Origin of the sequence: Sorangium sp. So ce887, from assembly GCF_051521455.1 — a bacterium.
Lineage (GTDB): Bacteria > Myxococcota_A > Polyangia > Polyangiales > Polyangiaceae > Sorangium.
On the sequence record NZ_CP150354.1, the window covers coordinates 1,827,425 to 1,845,188 of the forward strand.

10 protein-coding genes are annotated in these 17,764 nt (G+C 72.3%); 4 read left to right on the plus strand and 6 right to left on the minus strand.

Translation table 11 applies throughout. The annotated features are described in order from the left end of the window. The first annotated feature begins 30 nt into the window (after window positions 1-30). The gene (gene glgX, locus WMF36_RS06940) at window positions 31-2,160 is read left to right on the plus strand and encodes a glycogen debranching protein GlgX (protein WP_437578810.1); all 2,130 of its coding nucleotides are present in this window, start codon (window positions 31-33) and stop codon (window positions 2,158-2,160) included. Window positions 2,161-2,180: 20 nt separating this feature from the next. Here the strand turns inward: glgX and WMF36_RS06945 are convergent, their stop codons facing one another. From WMF36_RS06945 to WMF36_RS06960, 4 genes are all read right to left on the minus strand, one after another. Beyond that, window positions 2,181-3,500, minus strand: coding sequence for a GNAT family N-acetyltransferase (locus WMF36_RS06945; protein WP_437578811.1), 1,320 nt, complete (start codon window positions 3,498-3,500; stop codon window positions 2,181-2,183). A gap of 10 nt (window positions 3,501-3,510) precedes the next feature. Further along, a complete protein-coding gene (locus WMF36_RS06950) occupies window positions 3,511-4,401 on the minus strand; it encodes a serine/threonine-protein kinase (RefSeq protein ID WP_437578812.1) in 891 nt (296 codons plus the stop codon). Window positions 4,402-4,627: 226 nt separating this feature from the next. After that, a complete protein-coding gene (locus tag WMF36_RS06955) occupies window positions 4,628-6,505 on the minus strand; it encodes a Rieske 2Fe-2S domain-containing protein (protein WP_437578813.1) in 1,878 nt (625 codons plus the stop codon). 145 nt (window positions 6,506-6,650) lie between these two features. Then, window positions 6,651-7,817 (minus strand): RtcB family protein, encoded by a 1,167-nt coding sequence (locus tag WMF36_RS06960; protein ID WP_437578814.1) that lies wholly within the window; start codon window positions 7,815-7,817, stop codon window positions 6,651-6,653. A 325-nt stretch (window positions 7,818-8,142) separates the two neighbouring features. Between WMF36_RS06960 and WMF36_RS06965 the strand changes: the two genes are divergently transcribed. The 3 genes from WMF36_RS06965 (at window position 8,143) to WMF36_RS06975 (ending at window position 12,005) form a co-directional block, all read left to right on the plus strand. After that, the gene (locus WMF36_RS06965) at window positions 8,143-10,032 is read left to right on the plus strand and encodes a D-glucuronyl C5-epimerase family protein (protein ID WP_437578815.1); all 1,890 of its coding nucleotides are present in this window, start codon (window positions 8,143-8,145) and stop codon (window positions 10,030-10,032) included. Window positions 10,033-10,373: 341 nt separating this feature from the next. Beyond that, the gene (locus WMF36_RS06970; RefSeq protein WP_437578816.1) at window positions 10,374-11,579 is read left to right on the plus strand and encodes an FIST signal transduction protein; all 1,206 of its coding nucleotides are present in this window, start codon (window positions 10,374-10,376) and stop codon (window positions 11,577-11,579) included. 36 nt (window positions 11,580-11,615) lie between these two features. Further along, window positions 11,616-12,005: a tautomerase family protein gene (locus WMF36_RS06975; protein WP_437578817.1), complete on the plus strand. Its 390-nt coding sequence runs from the start codon at window positions 11,616-11,618 to the stop codon at window positions 12,003-12,005. Here WMF36_RS06975 and WMF36_RS06980 read toward each other — a convergent pair. After that, on the minus strand, window positions 11,995-15,981 hold the full coding sequence (locus WMF36_RS06980; protein ID WP_437578818.1) for a serine/threonine-protein kinase: 3,987 nt from the start codon (window positions 15,979-15,981) through the stop codon (window positions 11,995-11,997). The genes WMF36_RS06975 and WMF36_RS06980 overlap by 11 nt on opposite strands. A 171-nt stretch (window positions 15,982-16,152) precedes the next feature. Continuing rightward, window positions 16,153-17,652: a sigma 54-interacting transcriptional regulator gene (locus tag WMF36_RS06985; RefSeq protein WP_437578819.1), complete on the minus strand. Its 1,500-nt coding sequence runs from the start codon at window positions 17,650-17,652 to the stop codon at window positions 16,153-16,155. Between the last annotated feature and the right edge of the window lie 112 nt (window positions 17,653-17,764).

Below are 17,764 nucleotides of genomic sequence, written 5' to 3' on the forward strand. Positions count from 1 at the left end.
GGGGGGCCCACTCCCGGCCTGGAGACGTGCATGAATCAGAAGCGCAAGCGATTGCGACCCGGGGATCCGTACCCGCTCGGCGCAACGTGGGACGGCGCTGGGACGCAGTTCGCGCTGTTCTCGGAGAACGCTGAAGCGGTCGAGCTGTGCCTCGTCGACGACGAGGGGAACGAGCAACGCCTGCCGGTGCGTCACCGCACCTCGATGGTCTGGCACGTCTACGTGCCGGACGTCGGACCCGGGCAGAAGTACGGCTATCGCGTGCACGGCCCGTGGGCGCCGGAGCGCGGGTTGCGCTTCAACCCGCGGGCGCGCCTGCTCGATCCCTACGCGAAGGCGCTCGCGTCGCGGGTCCGATGGGAGGCCAACGCGTTCGCCCACCGCAGCGGCGAGCCCGACGGAGACCTCGTGATGGCCGAGGACGAGGCGCTCGGCCCCCCGCTCGGCGTCGTCATCGACCCCTCCTTCGACTGGACCGGAGAGCAGCGCCCGTGCGTCCCGTTCCACCGCAGCGTCATCTACGAGGCGCATGTCCGCGGCCTGACGATGCTGCACCCGGAGGTCCCGGAAGAGCTCCGCGGGACCTACCTGGGCATCGCCCACCCGGCCATCCTCGGGTACCTGCAGTATCTCGGCATCACGGCCATCGAGGTGCTGCCCGTGCACGCCTTCGTGCACGAGAAGTTCCTGCTCGACAAGGGGCTACGGAACTACTGGGGCTATCACTCGATAGGCTTCTTCGCGCCGGACGTCGGGTACCGCGCGGGCGCCGAGGTGGCGTCCGAGGTCCGGCAGTTCAAGGAGATGGTGAAGGCGCTCCACGCCGCCGGAATCGAGGTCATCCTCGACGTCGTCTACAACCACACGGCCGAGGGCAACCACCTCGGCCCGACGCTGAGCCTGCGCGGCATCGACAACCCGACCTACTACCGGCTCGTCCCCGGCAACGAGCGCTACTACTTCGATTACACCGGAACGGGCAACACCCTCAACGTGCGCCACCCGCAGACGCTCCAGCTGATCATGGACTCGCTGCGGTACTGGGTCCTCGACATGCACGTGGACGGGTTCCGGTTCGACCTGGCGGCGGCGCTGGCGCGCGGCCTCCACGACGTCGACCAGCTCTCGAGCTTCTTCACGATCATCCACCAGGACCCGGTGCTCAGCCAGGTGAAGCTCATCGCCGAGCCCTGGGACGTGGGGCCCGGCGGCTATCAGGTGGGCAATTTCCCGGTGCGCTGGGCGGAGTGGAACGGCCGGTATCGGGATACGCTGCGCGACTTCTGGCGCGGCTCGGGCGGCGTCGCCTCCGATCTCGGGTTCCGGATCACCGGGAGCAGCGACCTCTACGAGAACAGCGGGCGCAGGCCGTACACGAGCATCAACTTCGTCACGGCCCACGACGGCTTCACCCTGGCCGACCTCGTCTCGTACGAAGGCAAGCACAACGAGGCGAACGGGGAGGGCAACTGCGACGGCGCGGACGACAACCGCTCGTGGAACTGCGGCGCCGAGGGGCCGACCGATGATCCCGAGATCCTCCGGCTGCGAACGCGCCAGATGCGGAACATCATGGCGTCGCTCCTCTTCTCGCAGGGCACGCCGATGCTCCTCCACGGCGACGAGCGGGGGCGCACGCAGGAGGGGAACAACAACGGGTACTGCCAGGACAGCCCGCTCACGTGGCAGCCGTGGACCTGGGACGAGCCGTCGCGCGCGCTCCTCGAGTTCACGCGCAAGTGCATCCGCGTCCGGCACGAGCACCCGGCGCTCAGGCGCTCGACCTTCTTCAAGGGGCGCCCGATCCGCGGCGGCAAGACCTACGATATCCAGTGGTATCGCCCGGACGGGGAGCTGATGACCGACGAGGACTGGTCGAACCCATGCACGCAATCCCTGGGGGTGTTCCTGTCCGGAGAGGGCCTGGACGATGTGGACGAGTCCGGCGATCGGCTGGTCGACGACGACTTCTTCCTGCTGCTCAACGCGTCCGCCTGCGATCTGCCCTTCCTCCTCCCCTTCGCCGATGATCCCAGGCCGTGGCAGCTCGTCGTGGACACCCAGGACGACGCCGCGGCCGAGACGCGGAAGGGCGGGGAAGAGACGGCGCTGCTCTCGCGCTCCCTCAAGCTCTTCCTGCGGAACCGGCGCGGCGCCTGAGCGGCCGGGCGCGGCGCGCCTCAGAAGCCGTTGAAGGCGCCGAGGAACAGGGGGGGCCCGGCGAACGCCGCGTCGAGGAGCGCGGCCGCCTTGGCGCTGCCCACCACGAAGCCCTGGCTCAGGAGATCGCGCGCCGACGTGGCGCCGAAATAGATCTGCGTGAGCCGCTCGATCGATAACGAGAGGCGATCGCCCGCCGTGCTGCCGGGCGCCGTCTGGACGCCGCGCGCCGCGAAGGTGACGTCGAAGGCGCGCGGCGCGTCCGTGAACACGGGGTCCTCGACGTCGAGGCCGATGGCGCCGCGGACGCCGTGCTTCCTCGGCGAGGGGTGCAGCGCGAGCGCGGCGGCGACGTCGATGATGCGCCCCATCGCCCCCGCCGCCGTCAGGCCGAGGACGTTGCGGCGGTGCGCGACGTGCACGGGAGGGCACAGGCCGGGGTGCCGGGCCGCCGTCTCGTACGCGATCGGCTCGTCGCGGATGCCCGGCTCGTCGAGCAGCGGCGCGCCGTAGCCGCGCGGGAGCACCAGCTCCACGACCTCATACTGGTCGCCGAGCGCGCCGAGGAAGCCGATGAGCCCGCGGTAAGCGCCCGGCGTCGGCGCGCGGAGCTCGCGGACGAGCAGCTGCTGGACGCCGTAGGCGCCGCCCTCCGGGACGTCGAAGAGCAGGTAGCCGGCGATCGCCTTGGAGCCCGGATCGACGTAGACCGCGCCGCTCTGGGAGCGCTTGAACACGCGCACGTCCCACCAGTACTCGCTCCGCTTCAGCTGGCCCGTCGTCTCGGTCCGCGCGAGATCGTAGGCCTGCTTGATGAGCGGCTCGTCCCGCGGGCGGGAGAAGGCCCGCACGTGGCGGCGCAGCACCGAGTCCGGGAGCCGGTCGGGCGAGGTGCGCACGACGTCCCGGAGCTCGCAGACGCCGAAGCCGAACCTGCGGTAGAACGAGAGCCGGAAGGGGTGGAGCAGCGCGAGGGCCTCGCCCCGGCGGCGCATGCGGCGGAGGCTCTCGCGGACGAGCCGATCCGCGATGCCCCGGCGGCGGAACTCCGGGAGCACCGCGACGGACGCGAGGCCCTGGAACGGCACGTCCGCGCCCGCGAAGCTCATCGTCAGGTCGAGCGAGGTGACGTGCCCGACGAGCTGGCCGTCGGTCTCCGCGACGATCACGTTGTCGAGGGCGAGGTGCGCGTGCTCGGTGAAATACCGCAGCCACGCCTCCGGATCGCCCGCCTGGAACGCGCGGCAGGCGGCCGTGGCGAGCGTGCCCTCCTCGCCCTTGCGGGCGCTGCGAAACACGAGCTCGTGGTTGGAACGGCTCGGGGTGCGGGCGCGCGCCATGACGGCTAGGCTAGCCCGCCTTGGAAGGCGCGCCTACAGGGCTCGGCGGTCCGGCGCCGGCCGCCTGGTGCAGCGCGTCCGCCATCTCCTCGGCCGTGCCGAAGCGGCCGGTCGGCTCGCGCGAGAGCGCCTTGACGAACCACGCGTCGAGGGCAGGCGTGATGTCGGCAGAGCGCTCGCTCGGGAGCGGGAAGATGCCGATACGGATGGCGTCCAGCAGGGCCTCGAGCCCCTTCTGCTCGAACGGCGGAGCGCCGGTGAGCGCCTGGTACGCCATGACGGCCACCGACCAGAGGTCCGAGCGGCCATCGACCCGCTTCGGGTTGAAGAACTGCTCCGGGCTCATGTAAACGAGGTTGCCGACGACCGCGCCCGTGGCCGTCAGCGTCGTCCCGTCGGGGTCGACATCTCCCCTGGCCACCCCGAAATCGAGCAGCTTGACGCAGGTGCTCCCGTCGGCGTCGGCGAGGAAGACGTGCTCGGGCGTGATGTCGCGGTGAATGATCCCGAGCCTGTGCGCCGCGGTGAGCCCCTTGCAGAGCTGCGAGACGATGGAGACCGTCTCCTGCTGGGAGAGGCGCGCGGCGCGCGCGAGCCGGTCGGATAGCTTCTCACCACACAGCAGCTCCATCACGATGTACTGGAGGCCGTCCTCGGAGACGCCGTGCTCGTAGACCTCGGCCACGTGAGGGCTCTTGATCCTCGCCATGAGCGCGCCCTCGCGGTGGAACCGGGCAACCGCGGTCGAGTCGGTCGCGAGCGACGCAGAGATGAACTTGACGGCGACGTCCTTGCCGAGCCCGAGGTGATGCGCCGTCCAGATACTGCCGACACCCCCCATCCTGAGGAGGCTGACGAGCGTAAGGTGCGGCGCGACGTGGGACCCAGGCTCAAGCCGCATCGACGTCAGTATGCATGATGGGTCCTTGCCTGGCCACCTGACGGGGGGCAGCGGCGCGGTTCGTCGCGCCGCCGTCGCGCCGCCGCCGCCGCCGCAGCCGCAGCCGCCGCCTCGCCGCGCGAGGGCGTCCCCCTGTCTCGATGGTGGCGGCGCGTCGCGTGCCGGCGCGCGAAGGGCGGATGAGCGCAGGGCGGCTCGCCTCGGCGCGCGCAGGGCCTCGCGCGGCTCAGTACAGCCCCTCGGGGGGCCGACCATCGGACATGAACTTCTTCGCGACGGCCGCGATCCGCCGCACGCCGAGCTCCCGCCGGACGGGCACAAGGTAGGTGAGCAGCGCCTCGAGGTAGGCGCCGTCGGGCTGGGGATCGGACGCCTCGAGCCGCTGCAGCGCCTCGAGCGTCTTCACGGCATGCGCCGTGAAGATCGGCCTCACCGCGGCGTCGAACGCGGCGAACGGGGCGAGCTCGGCGAAGGCGCGCCGGCGGCCGCCGGCGTCGAGCTCCCGCGCGATCGCGAGCGCCCCGCCGACGTCGCGCGCCTCGACCGCCTGGCGCAGCGTGCCGCCGGACGCTCGCGCCGCGGGCGGGGGCGCGGGCGGCGCGGCGGCGTCGCCGTTGCGGAGCTTGCCGACGAAGCCGGCGGCGAGCACGGCGAGCTGCGCGGCCTCGCGCGGGAGGGCCTCGCGGCCGAGCGCGGCCGCCGCCTCCGCGAAGGTGACGGCGTGGGTGACGTCGAGCACCCCGACCTCGGCGTCGAGGCGCTGTTCCCAGGCCGAATCGAAGCGCGCGAGGCGGACGGCCGCTGCGTGGCCGATCGCGCCGAGCAGCGCGAGCGGGCCGGCGCCGCGCGCGAGCCAGCGCACGGTCGCCTCCACGGCCGGCCGCTCCCCGGCGAGCACCTCCGCCTCGAAGGCGGCGCGCTCCGCAGGGTCGAGCGGCGCGGCGCTTGCGGCGCCCGAGCCTGCGGCGCTCGAGCCTGCGGCGCTCGAGCCTGCGGCGCTCGAGCCTGCGGCGCTCGAGTCTGCGGCGCTCGAGTCTGCGGCGCTCGCCCCCGCGGACCGGGCGCCGGCCTCGGAGCCGGGCAGTGGCAGCTCGGCGAGGCGCGCGAGCGCGGCGCGCGTGGCGGTGAAGGGGGGCAGGCTCGTGTCGGCGGTGGCCCAGGCGAGCTGCACCGTCGAGGCGGCGAGGACCTCGTCGGCCGCGGAGGAGAACCGCTCGGCCAGCTCGAGCGCCTTCGCGAGGAAGATCGCGCCGTGCCCGTAGTCGTAGAGGTGCTGCGCGACGAAGGGCAGGAGCGCCTGGCGCGCGCCGGCGGTGCCGCGGATCTCGACGAGCTCGCGCATCCGCGCCTCGGCCTCGTCGCGCCGCTCCGCCGCGAGCGCCTCGCTGACCTTCGCCGGCTCGTCGAGCTCGAAGTCGGCGATGCGCACGAGCGGCGAGCGGCCCGTCGCCTTGCCGGCGCCCTTGCCGCGCGGGCCGAGCCGGGCCGACGCCTCGCCGATCGCGTGGGCGGCGACCACGAACGCCTCCTCGGCGGGGACCCAGCCGCGCTCGACCCAGGCGCAGAGATCCGAGAGCAGCGCGAGGCCGTGATCGAAGCCGTGCTCGGCGCGCTCGGCCCCATCCTTGGCGAGCACCTCGAACGCGAGGTGCAGGCTGCCGAGGCCGGTCTCCATGCGGTGGAGCCCGAGCGCGCCCAGCCGGAGGCCCTCGCGCAGGGCGCGCGCCGGATCGTCGCGCAGGACCGCCTCGCGCAGGCCGGCGACGAGGCGCCGCACCTCGGCCGCGGTGTCGACGGCCCGGTTGAGCAGCACGCGATCGCCATCGATGCGCGTCGCGTAGCGCCGCACCGGCTCGCCGCCGAACGCGCAGGCGCCCGAGGCGATGTCGAACTTCCAGTTGTGCCACGCGCACGTCAGCACGCCGCCGCGCAGCGCGCCCTCCGAGAGCGGATAACCCTGGTGGGGGCACCGATCGTCGAGCGCGTGGACCTCGCCGCCCCGGAGGACACAGGCGAAGCGCCGCCCGGCGCCGTCCTTGCGCAGCACCGGCTCGTCCGCCGGAAACTCGGAGAGAGGGCCCAGATCGATCCAGTCCGACTTCATGGCTTTCCCGCGCGGCGGCGCACGGCACATCCGATCACTGCGTGCGTCGCGCCAGCGACGCCCAGGGTAGCCGAGAGCAGGGCGGGGAGGGACCGCGAATCCCGGGCGCGCGCGGAAAAGGCCCCGCCCGACCCGCGCCGCTCGATCACCCCTTCACGCACAGGACCTGCCGGAGCTCCGCGACGATCTCCACGAGATCGCGCTGGTCCTCCATGACGCGCTCGATCGACTTGTAGGCGGCGGGGATCTCGTCGAGGACGCCGCCGTCCTTGCGGCACTCGACGCCGGCTGTCTGCGCGGCCAGGTCCTTCGTGGTGAAGCGCCGCTTCGCCTCGCCGCGGCTCATCTTGCGGCCCGCGCCGTGCGACGCGCTCTCGAACGCCTCGGGGTTGCCGAGGCCCCGGACGATGTACGAGCGCGTGCCCATCGAGCCGGGGATGATGCCGAGCTCGCCCTTGCCGGCGCGGATCGCGCCCTTGCGCGTCACAAGCACCTCCTCGCCGAAATGGACCTCCTCGGCCACGTAGTTGTGATGGCAGTAGATGGCTTGCTGGAGTTCGAGCTGCGGAAAGTGCCGCCGGAGGACGCCCTCGGCGAGGTGGAACATGGCCTCGCGGTTCGCGCGGGCGTACCGCTGCGCCCAGAAGAGGTCGTGCCGGTAGGCCTTCATCTCCGGGGTGCCGGCGAGGAACACAGCGAGCTCGCGATCGGGCAGGTCGCGGTTGTGGGCGAGCTTCTTCGCCCTGGCGATGTGGATCTCGGCGAGCTCCTTGCCGATGTTGCGAGAGCCGGAGTGGAGCATCAGCCACACGCCGCCGTCCGTGTCGAGGCAGAGCTCGATGAAGTGGTTGCCGCCGCCGAGCGTGCCGAGCTGACAGCGCGCCCTCGTGAACAGCCCCTGGACCTTCGGGGTCAGGCTCGCGAACTCCTCCCAGAGCGGCAGGCCCGCGAACCCCGCGAGCGGCGCGTCGTGGGCGGCGAAGCCCACGGGGATCGCCCGCTCGAGGTCGCTCCGGATGCGCTTGAGGTCGTCGGGCAGGTCGACCGCGGTGAGGTTCGTGCGGAGCGCGCCCATCCCGCAGCCGATGTCGACGCCGACGGCGGCCGGCGCGACCGCGTCCCGCATCGCGATGACCGAGCCGACGGTCGCGCCCTTGCCGAAATGGACGTCGGGCATCGCGGCGACGTGGTGGAACACCCAGGGCAGGGCGCTGATGTTGCGCAGCTGGTCGAGCGCGACCCGCTCGACCTCCTCCGGCCGGGTCCACAGCTTGATATCCACGTTCTTGCCCTTGATCTGCGCGGGTCCCATCCGGGCAGATATAGCGCGCGGCGCTCGGCGGTGTAAGGCATGAGCGTCATCCAGCCGTCGACGGGCGTCTCCGAGATCACGTCGAACCCGGCCGAAGACGTCGTGTCGCTGGCCCTCAGGACAGCGAAGCGGCCGGACTCGTAACCATAGCTCCACCGCCAGTACGTCGGCCAGCGCCGTTCGCCGTACGTCAGGAGGGGCGGGGGCGCGTACCCCGTTCGGCCTTGCAGGGCCCCGGGGTTGCTGATACGCGTCGATATCGCTGCTTCCGGGGTACTTGTCCATGCCGTCTGCACGCGCTCTCACCCTCGCTACCCTGGCGGCCGTGGCCGCCGTGTCCTCCGCGCTCACGATCGGTTGCGACAGCCGCAAGCCCGCCGATGTGGCCCCGGCCGGCAAGCCCGACGCCGCCGCGCCGGCCGCGGCGACCGGTACCCCGGAGGTCCAGAAGGCCGCCGCGCCCGCCAGCGACGATCGCTTCGCGGCCCAGATCGCGGCGAATCTGCCCCGGGTGCCCGACCCGGCCATCCAGGTCCCGGAGGGCGGCGGCGCGGGCGCCGAGCTCGACAATGCCACCTTCCGCGATCGCACCATCGCCTTTGTCCGCCAGGTGGCCGCGGGCGGCGACAAGGTGACGTGCGATCTGTCCCTGTCGTCCAAACGCCCCTTCCGCGCCGTCGTGATGGGGTTCCAGGAAGGGAAGCAGATCGCCCGCGCCGAGGCGTCGGACGCGGGGCTCTGCGTCGCGCTGAAGGAGGCGACGCGCCGGGCCGTGGCCGCGGCGGGCGGCGCGCGCGAGGCGCTCGCCGGCGCGCGGCTCGTCGTGGAGCTGCCGGATCATCATGAGTCGATGGTCGAGAGCGCCGAGCGGAAGGGGAAGGGCGTCGAGCTCACCCAGGGGATCGTGCCGGTCCGCGCCCTCGACAAGGCTCTTCTCGCGAAGCGCATCGAGGAAGGCAAAGGCTATCTGTTACGCGTCATCGATCCGCTGCACAAGGGGGTTCACAAGTACTATCACGCCCCTCAGGACCGGTTCGAGAACGAGCTCCACACGATCTACACCGCCTCCACGGCGCTGACCTTGCTGAAGCTGCACGCGCACAAGCCCGACGAGCGCCTGCTCCGCCAGGTGACCGAGGCCGCCGGCTTCATGATGGGCATGCAGAGCCGAGAGGTGCGCGATCGGACGGCCGGCGCCTTCTTCTACGCGTTCGATCTGGAGCGCAAGCGGCCCGAGCGCCGGCTGGTCGTCGGCACGGCGTCGAAGTCGATCTTCACGCTGATCGAGCTCCACGGCGTCACGAAGGACAAGAAGTACCTCGAGTCCGCCGTGATCGCGGCCGACTGGCTGATCTCGATGCAGCGGCCCGACGGCAGCGTGCGCTCGGCCCTGGCCGGGCAAGAGGGCGGCACATGGAAGGTCCAGGGCAAGGAGTCGACGCTCTACACGGGGCAGGTCCTGTCCGCGCTGTCGCGCACCTACCGGGCCACGAACAACAAGAAATACCTCGACGCCGCGGCCCAGACAGCGGACCTCCTGCTCGCCAGGATCGCCAAGCAGGGCTGCTTCCTCGGCGACGATTACAGGAAGCCCAACCCGATCTCGAGCTCGTGGGCGATCATGTCTTTGCTCGACTTCGTCAGGGCGAGCGGAGACCAGCGCATCGAGCAGACCGTCTTCCGCTGCGCCGACGACCTCGTGAAGCGGCAGTGGCGCAGGCCCGAGGACGCCTACCGCTACGGCCGCTGGCAGAGGTCGCTGTCGAGCAGCGGGAGCGGGTGGCTCGCCGAGGTGATGTCGGAGGTCTATCACCACTGCCGCCAGAAGGGCATGGCGGGCTGCGACCGGTACAAGGACGCGGTGGTCGCGGCGATCCGGCAGATCTTGCAATATACCTATGGCCCCGAGAACTCCTTCATGGTGAAGAACCCGCAGGCGGCCGCCGGCGGGGTGTTCTGGAGCGTCAGGGATCGCTACGTGCGCACCGACTCGGTGTGCCACGCGATGAACGCATACCTCAACATGATCGGCGAGCTCGGCGACGGCCCGCTGCTCACGCTGCCCGAGCGGCCCCTCGCCGAGCGGATGGCGCTCGCGGCGGAGTCGGCGAGCGCGGGCGCTGCGGACGCCGGCCTCGCCGAGGAGGACGGCGAGGAGAGCGACGAGGCCGCAGCAGGTCAGTTCGGGCCGAAGGATGAGGCGCCGGACGACTGACGAACGCGCGCGCCGGCAGGGCGCGTGGGGCTCTGGACCACGCGACCGCGATCCCGCGTGCCTCTCCGGGCCGAGCGCTGGAGATCCCATGGATGAGCTCGCGGAGAGCTCCACTCCTGCGGTCGAAACCGGACAGGGCCGGCGCGGGGTGGTGTATATGGATCCGGCGTGATCGACCCGACCGGGGGGCACGGCAGGAGGTCAAGATGCCGATGAGCAACAGCGACGTGGACAGTGGGACCAGCGCTCTTCTCGGGGCGAAAGAGGCCGGCGCGAAAGAGGCCGGCGCGAATGAGGCTCCGCGGGTGGGCCGCGCGGGCGCTGAAGGGGCGGCGGAGCGCATGAAGATGGCCACCGCGTCCTCCACGGCGGGCTCGACCGAAGTCGCTTTTGCCGAGGCCATGTCCGCGCTCCGCGCGAGCCTCGGCACAGAGCCGGACCACCTTTTTCTGAGCTACACCGAGGGCCACGATCTCGGCGAGCTCGCGCGCGCCACGGCGGCACTTCCGCCCTCGGTGCGCGTCCACGGATCGAGCTCCTGTCTCTCGGTGATGACCGCCGCCGGGGTCCACGGCGCGCCGGGCCCCGGCCTGGCGCTGTTCGGCATCGCGGACGCGCAAGGGGCCTACGGCGCCGCGGCCGAGCCGATCGGCGAGTCGCCGCGCGCCGCCGCCACCCGCGCGGCGCGCCGCGCGATGGAGGACGCCGGCCGGGCGGGCAAGCCGCCGGCGCTGTTCTGGCTGACCGCGCCGCTCGGGGTGGAGGAGCAGATCCTCTGCGGGATCGAGGACGCCGTCGGGGCCGATGTGCCGGTGTTCGGCGGCACGTCTGCGGCGGACTCGCTCGACGGGGCGCTGTCGCAGCTCGGGCGCGGGCAGGCGCATCGCGACGCGGTGCTGCTGTCGGCGTTGTACCCTTCCGGCGAGGTCGCCCATGCGTTCGGCTCCGGCTACGCGCCGACCGAGCACCGGGGCTGGGTCACGCGCTCGGAGGGGCGGCGGGTGCCCGAGATCGACGGGCAGCCGGCGGCGGAGGTCTACAACCGCTGGACCGGCGGCATGTTCGCCGCGCAGCTCGGCGGCGGATCGATCGCTGCGGAGAGCGCCCTCTGCCCGCTCGGACGGCCTTCCGGCTGGGCCGGCAAGGCCCCCCAGTTCCTGCTCATCCATCCGAACGCGGTGGACAAGGACAACGCGCTGACGTTCGGCGTGCACATCAACGAGGGGGACGAGCTCGCGCTCATGAGGGGGTCGAGAGAGGGCGTGCTCGATCGCATCCAGTCCGTGGCGGTCGCCGCGCTGGAGGCCGCGCGGCCCTCGTTCCAGCCGCAGGGCGCGCTGGTGATCTTCTGCGCCGGGTGCATGCTCGCGGTGCGCGACGACATCGGCCGCGTCGTCCAGGGGATGACCGCCGCGCTGGGGACGACGCCGTTCCTCGGCACGTTCACGTTCGGGGAACAGGGGTGCTTCGTCCGCGGCAAGAACCAGCACGCGAACCTGTCGATCGCCGTCGTCCTGTTCGGGCAATCGACGCAGAACGAGCAGTAAAGGGCGACGGCTGCCGCGCTCTCCAGGAGAACCCCGATGTCTCAGGTGAAGGTCTACGGTATCAAGGACAGGCTCAACCCGGTGAAGGAGACCCTGTCGCGGGTGATCCACGCCTGCGTCATGGAGGCGCTTCAGCTCCCGCAGGACAAGAGGGCGCACCGCTTCTTCCCGATGGATCGCGAGGACATGCTGGCGCCGGGCGGGCGCACCGACGCCTACACGATCATCGAGATCTCGATGATGACCGGGCGCAGCGTGGAGACGAAGAAGAAGCTCGTGCGGCTCCTGTTCGACAGGATCCGGGACGAGGTCGGCATCGACCATCAGGACATCGAGATCTGCATCTCGGAGTCGCCGCCCCACGACTGGGGGTTCCGCGGCATGCACGGCGACGAGGTCAAGCTGAACTACAAGGTCAACCTGTAGTGTCCCGTCCCTCGATGTCGCGCCCGAGCCACGCGCGCGAGAGCTCGCCCACCCGCGCGTTCGCCGGCACCTGCTCGATGTAGCGGAGCCGCGCCGCCGCGTCGGGGATCTTCCGGGCGCGCTCCTCGACCGCGCACCGCGCCTGCTCGATCGCGGCCCGCGCGAGCGCCACGTCCCCGCCGGCGAGGTGCGCCTCGGCGATCGCGAGGCGCAGCGGGATCTCGCTGTACCCCAGCGAGCCGCCGAGCGATTCGAGGCAGCGCAGCCCCTCCTCCGAGGCCAGCCGGGCGGCCTCCACGCGCCCCTCCCGGAGCAGCACCTGGAGGATCGTCCGGTGGACCAGCGGCCGGTAAAACCGGTCTCGCTGCAGGACCGCGAGCGCCTTCTCGGCCTCCTCGCGCGCCTCCGGGAGGCGGCCCCGCGCCATCAGGACCCGCGCGAGCGCGCCATGGGCCGGCCCCACGGTCGCCTCCATGGCGCCGATCTTGATAAGCTGGTTCGCGAGCTCCGTGATCTCCTCCAGGTGCTCCGGCGCGCAGCACTCCGAGAGGAGGATCATCAGCCAGACACGGACGCTGGAGAGCGTGAAAGCATCGTTGATGCGCAGCGTGCGCTCCAGACATTCGCGCAGCTTGCGCTCGGCCTCGGCGCGCTCCCCGAGCTCCGCCATCGAGAGCGCGGTCAAGCTCGCCGCGAACTCGCGCCAGCGCGAGGGGTTCGCCTGGGCGAACACCTCCTCCGCGCGCCGCGCGTCCTCGTACGCCTGCCAGGGATCGTCCCCGAGGAGCCGCAGGAACGTGGAACGGCTGTAGCGCAGCTGCGCGTGCGCGAGCTGCTCGCGCTCGGGGACGCGCGTCGCGAGCTGCTCCAGGCGCGCCAGGAGGCGCAGCGAGAGATCGCGCATGCCCCAGTGGCTGAGGGCCGTGATCGCCGTGGCGACAGGCATGCAGCACGCCGCCTCGGCCCCGGGCTCGGGCTCGCTGCTCATGATCGCGTCCACGAGCGCCGCCATGTCGTCCGCCAGGCCGAGATGGCCGGTCATCACGACCAGCCGGCCCACCGCCCTGTTCCACGGGACGCTGCCCCGCGGCAGCACCGACAGGGCCTCTTTTCCGACCTCCAGACCCACCTGCCAGTCCTCGCGCAGGAAGCACACGTCGAGCTTCATCCCGAGGAGCCGGCCCAGGATGTCGCCGCGCGGCCCGCAGGCCATGCCGCGCTCGACGCGCGAGAGCATCCCGTCGTAATCGTTGCTCCGGTACGATTGCTCGGCCGCGCGCAGGTAATTCAGGGCGGCGCGCTCGAGCTCCCCGCCGAGGTGCGCGTGCTCGGCCAGCACCATGGGGTCCGCCTCCCCCGCCTGCTCCAGGTGCGCCCCGGCGAGCCGGTGGCCGAGGATCCGGTCCTGCGCCGCCAGGAGGCCGTACGCGGCGTCGCGCACAAGGACGTGGCGAAACCGGTACTCCGTATCTCCGGGGAACCGGCTGCTCCACTGCACCTCCACCATCTCGGAGCGGACCAGGCTCTCCAGCCAGCGGTCCGCCCCGTCGCCGCCGTCCGACGCGCGCTCAGGCCCGAGCATGGCGAGCACGCCGCCGCGCCAGAACGTCTGTCCGAACACGCTCGCGCTGCAAAGCACCTTGCGCGCCTGCGGCTCTAGGCACGATAGCCTGGCCTGGAGCATCGCCAGCACCGTGGCGGGCTGCCCCTCGGTCTTGCCCTCGACCACCGCGCGGATCAGCTCCTCCAGGAACAGCGCATTGCCCGCGGCCTGCTCGACGATGCGCGCCATGAGGCCGGCCGAGACCTCGACGCCGAGCACGGCGGTCACGAGCCGCTCGGCCGCCTTCCTGGTCAGACCGGCGAGCGGGACCCGGTGCACGACCCGCCCCTGCCACAGCTTCGGAAAGACGTCGTGCACCTCGCGGCGCGCGAAGGCCAGCACGAAGAACGCCCGCTCTCGCAGATCGAGCAGGGCGGCGTCCACGAGCTTGACCGTGGCCGCGTCGCCCCAGTGCAGATCCTCCAGCACCAGGAGGCAAGGCCGCGCCGCGGCCTCCGCGCGCAGCAGATCCAGGAAGGCGCGGCGGATCTGCTCGCTCATGATCTTGGGGTCGCTGCGCGCGGCGCTCAGCGAGACGCTCGGCCGCTCGACGGCGATGCCGCACAGGGCCGCGATGAACTCGCTCACCCGCTCGGCGTCGGCCGGCGGAACGTGCTGGCCGACGCGCTTCCGGAGCTTGGCCTCCTGCTCCGCGGGAGGATCCCCGACCTGCACGTCGCACAGGCGGCGGAGCGCCTCGCCGAGCAGGCCGTAAGGCGAGCCGGCGCTCATCGGCGCGCCGCTCGCGAACAGCACCTCGACGCCGGACGATCGGGCGCGGAGGCGCCGGAGCAGCTCGTGCCGCAGGCGCGATTTGCCCATGCCGGGCGCCGCGATCACGAGCGCGCCGGACGGCGTCGCCTCCTCGATGCACCCCTCGATCGCGCCGAGCAGCATCGAGAGCTCCTGCTCGCGGCCGACGCAGGGCGTCGGGCGGCCGAGCAGCGGGCGCGACTCGTCGACGCTCGCGCGCTCGCCGGTCAGCATCAGCTGCCCGCCCAGCGTCGTGACAAGGAAGCGCGACTCGATCAGCCTCGAGCTCAGCTCGTCCAGCCAGATCCCCGGCTCGAGCGCCGCGCTCTGGGGGTCGGGGTCGACCGCCACCGTCGGCTCCGCGCCGACGCGCAGCAACGCCACCGCCCGGTCGATGGCCTCTCCGGCGGGGACCCCGCCCTGGAGCAGCCCGCGGCCGGTGGTCAGCGCGATGCGGGCATCGGGCCAGTGCTGCTGCACCTCGAGGGCGCAGCGGGCGGCCGTCGAGACCTGATCCAGCGCGCTGCTGGACGGCGACACGATCACGATCAGCGAGCCGTCCGCCAGCCACTCGGCGCGGCCGCCGAGGCGCGCGAGCCGGAAGCGCAGGGCGTCGCGCGTCGGACGGGACCAGGTCTGTACCGTGGTGGGCGGCAGCGTCTCGCTGGGGTCGCCGGCGGCCCGCATGGCGAGGACGACGCTGAGCAGCTGCATCGCCTCGCCGGTGAGCACCCGGGGCGTGGGCACCGCCACGAGCGACGGCGCCGGCGCCTCGTCGTCCCCGTCCGGCAGCGCCAGGGCGGCGAGCTGCTCGCGGAGCGCCGCGGCGTCCGGGGGGCGCCGGTGCGGGTCCTTGTCCAGCATCCGCGCGAGCAGATCCGCCAGCGCGGGCGGCGTGTCGGGGCGGACCGAGGTGACCGTGGGGACGTCATCGAACAGGATCTTCGCGAGCACGCCCACCAGATCCCGGCCGGCGAACAGGTGCTCCCCGGTCAGGCACTCGAACAGGACGCACCCCAGGGCGAAGATGTCGGTGCTCGGCCCGATGTCGCGCTCGCCCCGCGCCTGCTCCGGCGCCATGTAGCCGGGCGTACCGACGAAGCGCCCGGTCCGCGTGAGCGTCATGCCGGCCACCGCCCAGCGCGCGATGCCGAAATCGAGCACCGTGACCCCGTCGACGCGCTCATCGCGCAAGAACAGGTTGCTCGGCTTGATGTCGCGGTGCACCACGCCCCGGCCGTGGGCGACGGCGAGCGCGTCGGCGACCCGCGCCAGCAGCGTCACGCACTCCGAGATGCGCAGCGGCCCGCGATCGAGGCGCTCGCCGAGGTCCTTCCCCGAGAGCCACTCCATCGCGAGAAAGGGCCGGCCGTCCTGGGCTCTTCCGTGCGCCAGGTACGCGACGATGGCGGGGTGCTCGAGATCGGACAGGAACCGCGCCTCCCGCAGGAAACGCTCGGTCTCGTCCGAGTGCGCGGCGTCCGCGTGCAGGACCTTGAGCGCCACCGGCGCGCCGGTGGTCACGTCCCGGGCGCGAAATACCTCGCCCATGCCGCCCCTTCTGGCCAGCGTCTCGATCAGGAACCGACCCGCAACCAGAGAACCTTCGAGGAACGACACGGATCGAGCCCTCCACCACCACGGCCGCGCCGGGCGCGCAGCGTGACCGCCCGGTGCGCAGGCGAGGATACCCAACTGGACCGCTGGGCGGATCGGCCTTTGCTTTGTTGGCTGGAGCGGCGCCGCGCTCCGGCGCGGCTCGCGTGAGGCGAGCGCCGCGGCCCGCGCGGCTCAGCTCTCGCTCGCCTCCTCGTCCGGCCCGGCGATGCCGTGGCGCTTCATGAGCCGGTAGAGGGCGAAGCGGTTCTTCAGCCCCAGGAGGCGCGCCGCGGTCGTCACGCTGCCCTGCGCCTCCACGAGCGCGGCCTCGATCTCGGTGCGCCCGAGCGAGCCGGAGTCGGACGGATTGGGCGAGTTCGACCTGCCTGGATCCGTCTTGGGGCCGGTCCGAGGCTCCGTCCTGGCGTCGCCCGGCTCCGGGCGGAGCACGGCGCAGAGATCGGGCGTGAGGGCGAGGAAGTTGTCGGGGCTCGACCCGAGGGCGATCCACATGTGCCGCTCCAGCTCGCGGAGGTGGTGCGTGTAGGGGTGGCGGAGGAGCGCCTCGATGAGCGCCGGTGCGATCCGCGGCTCGGCGAGCCTGTCGTCGCGGCGCTCGAAGAAGCGCTCGGTCAGGTCCGGGCTCTCCCGCGTGGCGGCGGCGAGCAGGTGCCGCAGGAGCAACGGGATGTCCTCGCGGCGCTCCGGGAGCCCGGGGACGCTCACGGTGATCAGGAAGCGCGCCACGAAGTCGTGCTTCAGCGACTCGACGGGGCGGTTCGTCGCCGCGATGACGCGCAGATCCGAGCGGCGCACGCGCGGCTCGCCGAGCCGCTGGTACTCGCCGTCGCGGTCGAGCACCCGCAGCAGGTGGGCCTGCAGGTGCGGCGGGAGCTCGCCGATCTCGTCGAGGAAGAGGGTGCCGCCGTCCGCCTCGCCGATGAGCCCGGAGCGCTCCGGGCTGCCGACGTTGGGGTAGCCCCTGGCCGTCCCGAACAGCTCGGCGTCGACAAGCCCCTCGGGGAACGTCGCCGCGTTGCGCGCGACGAACTCGCCCGCGCGGCGGCGGGAGAGCGCGTGAATGGCGCGCGCGGCGAGCTCTTTTCCAGCGCCGCTCTCGCCGCGCACGAGCACGTGGTTCCCGGACTGCGCGGCGAACGCGAGGGCGCCGCGCAGCGCCCACACGGGCGGGCTCTCCCCGACGATCCCGTGGGCGTCGGCGTCGCCGAACGAGAACCGCGGCGCTTCCCTGAGCGACTGGATCACCTCGAGGCTCCACCTCCGCCGCACCACGAACAGCACCAGGGCGTTGTGCAGCGTGAGCGTGTCGCCGGCCTTCACGAGGCCCTGAGCCGCGGGCATGCCGTTGATGCTGAGGGGGCAGCGCCCGATCGAGCGGACCGCGAGCTGCCCTTCCTCGGTGGGCGTGAGCTCGAGCTGGAGGCGCGAGATCCGCGGCCCCTCCAGCGGCGGCATCATGGCCCAGCCCATCGGGCGCTGCCGGTGGAAGGCGAGGCGCGGCGCGCCGTCCTGCGACTGCGGCCCGCCGCGGCCGAGCACGCAGCGCTCGTCGACGAGCGCCGCCTCCCCCACGCGGTTCGGCTCCTCGCGCGACCAGGCGATGACCAGATGGAAGAACTCCGGGGGCGGCTCCAGGTCGTTCCGGCCCCACAGGAGGCTTCGATCGGTCAATGTCGTGGAGGACGTCACGGAGCAGATTCCGGAACGTTATTTTAACACGGCGTGCGGACACCGACATCGGTAACCTTCCGGGACCGCGCCGGGGCTCGCGGGCAGCGGCTAC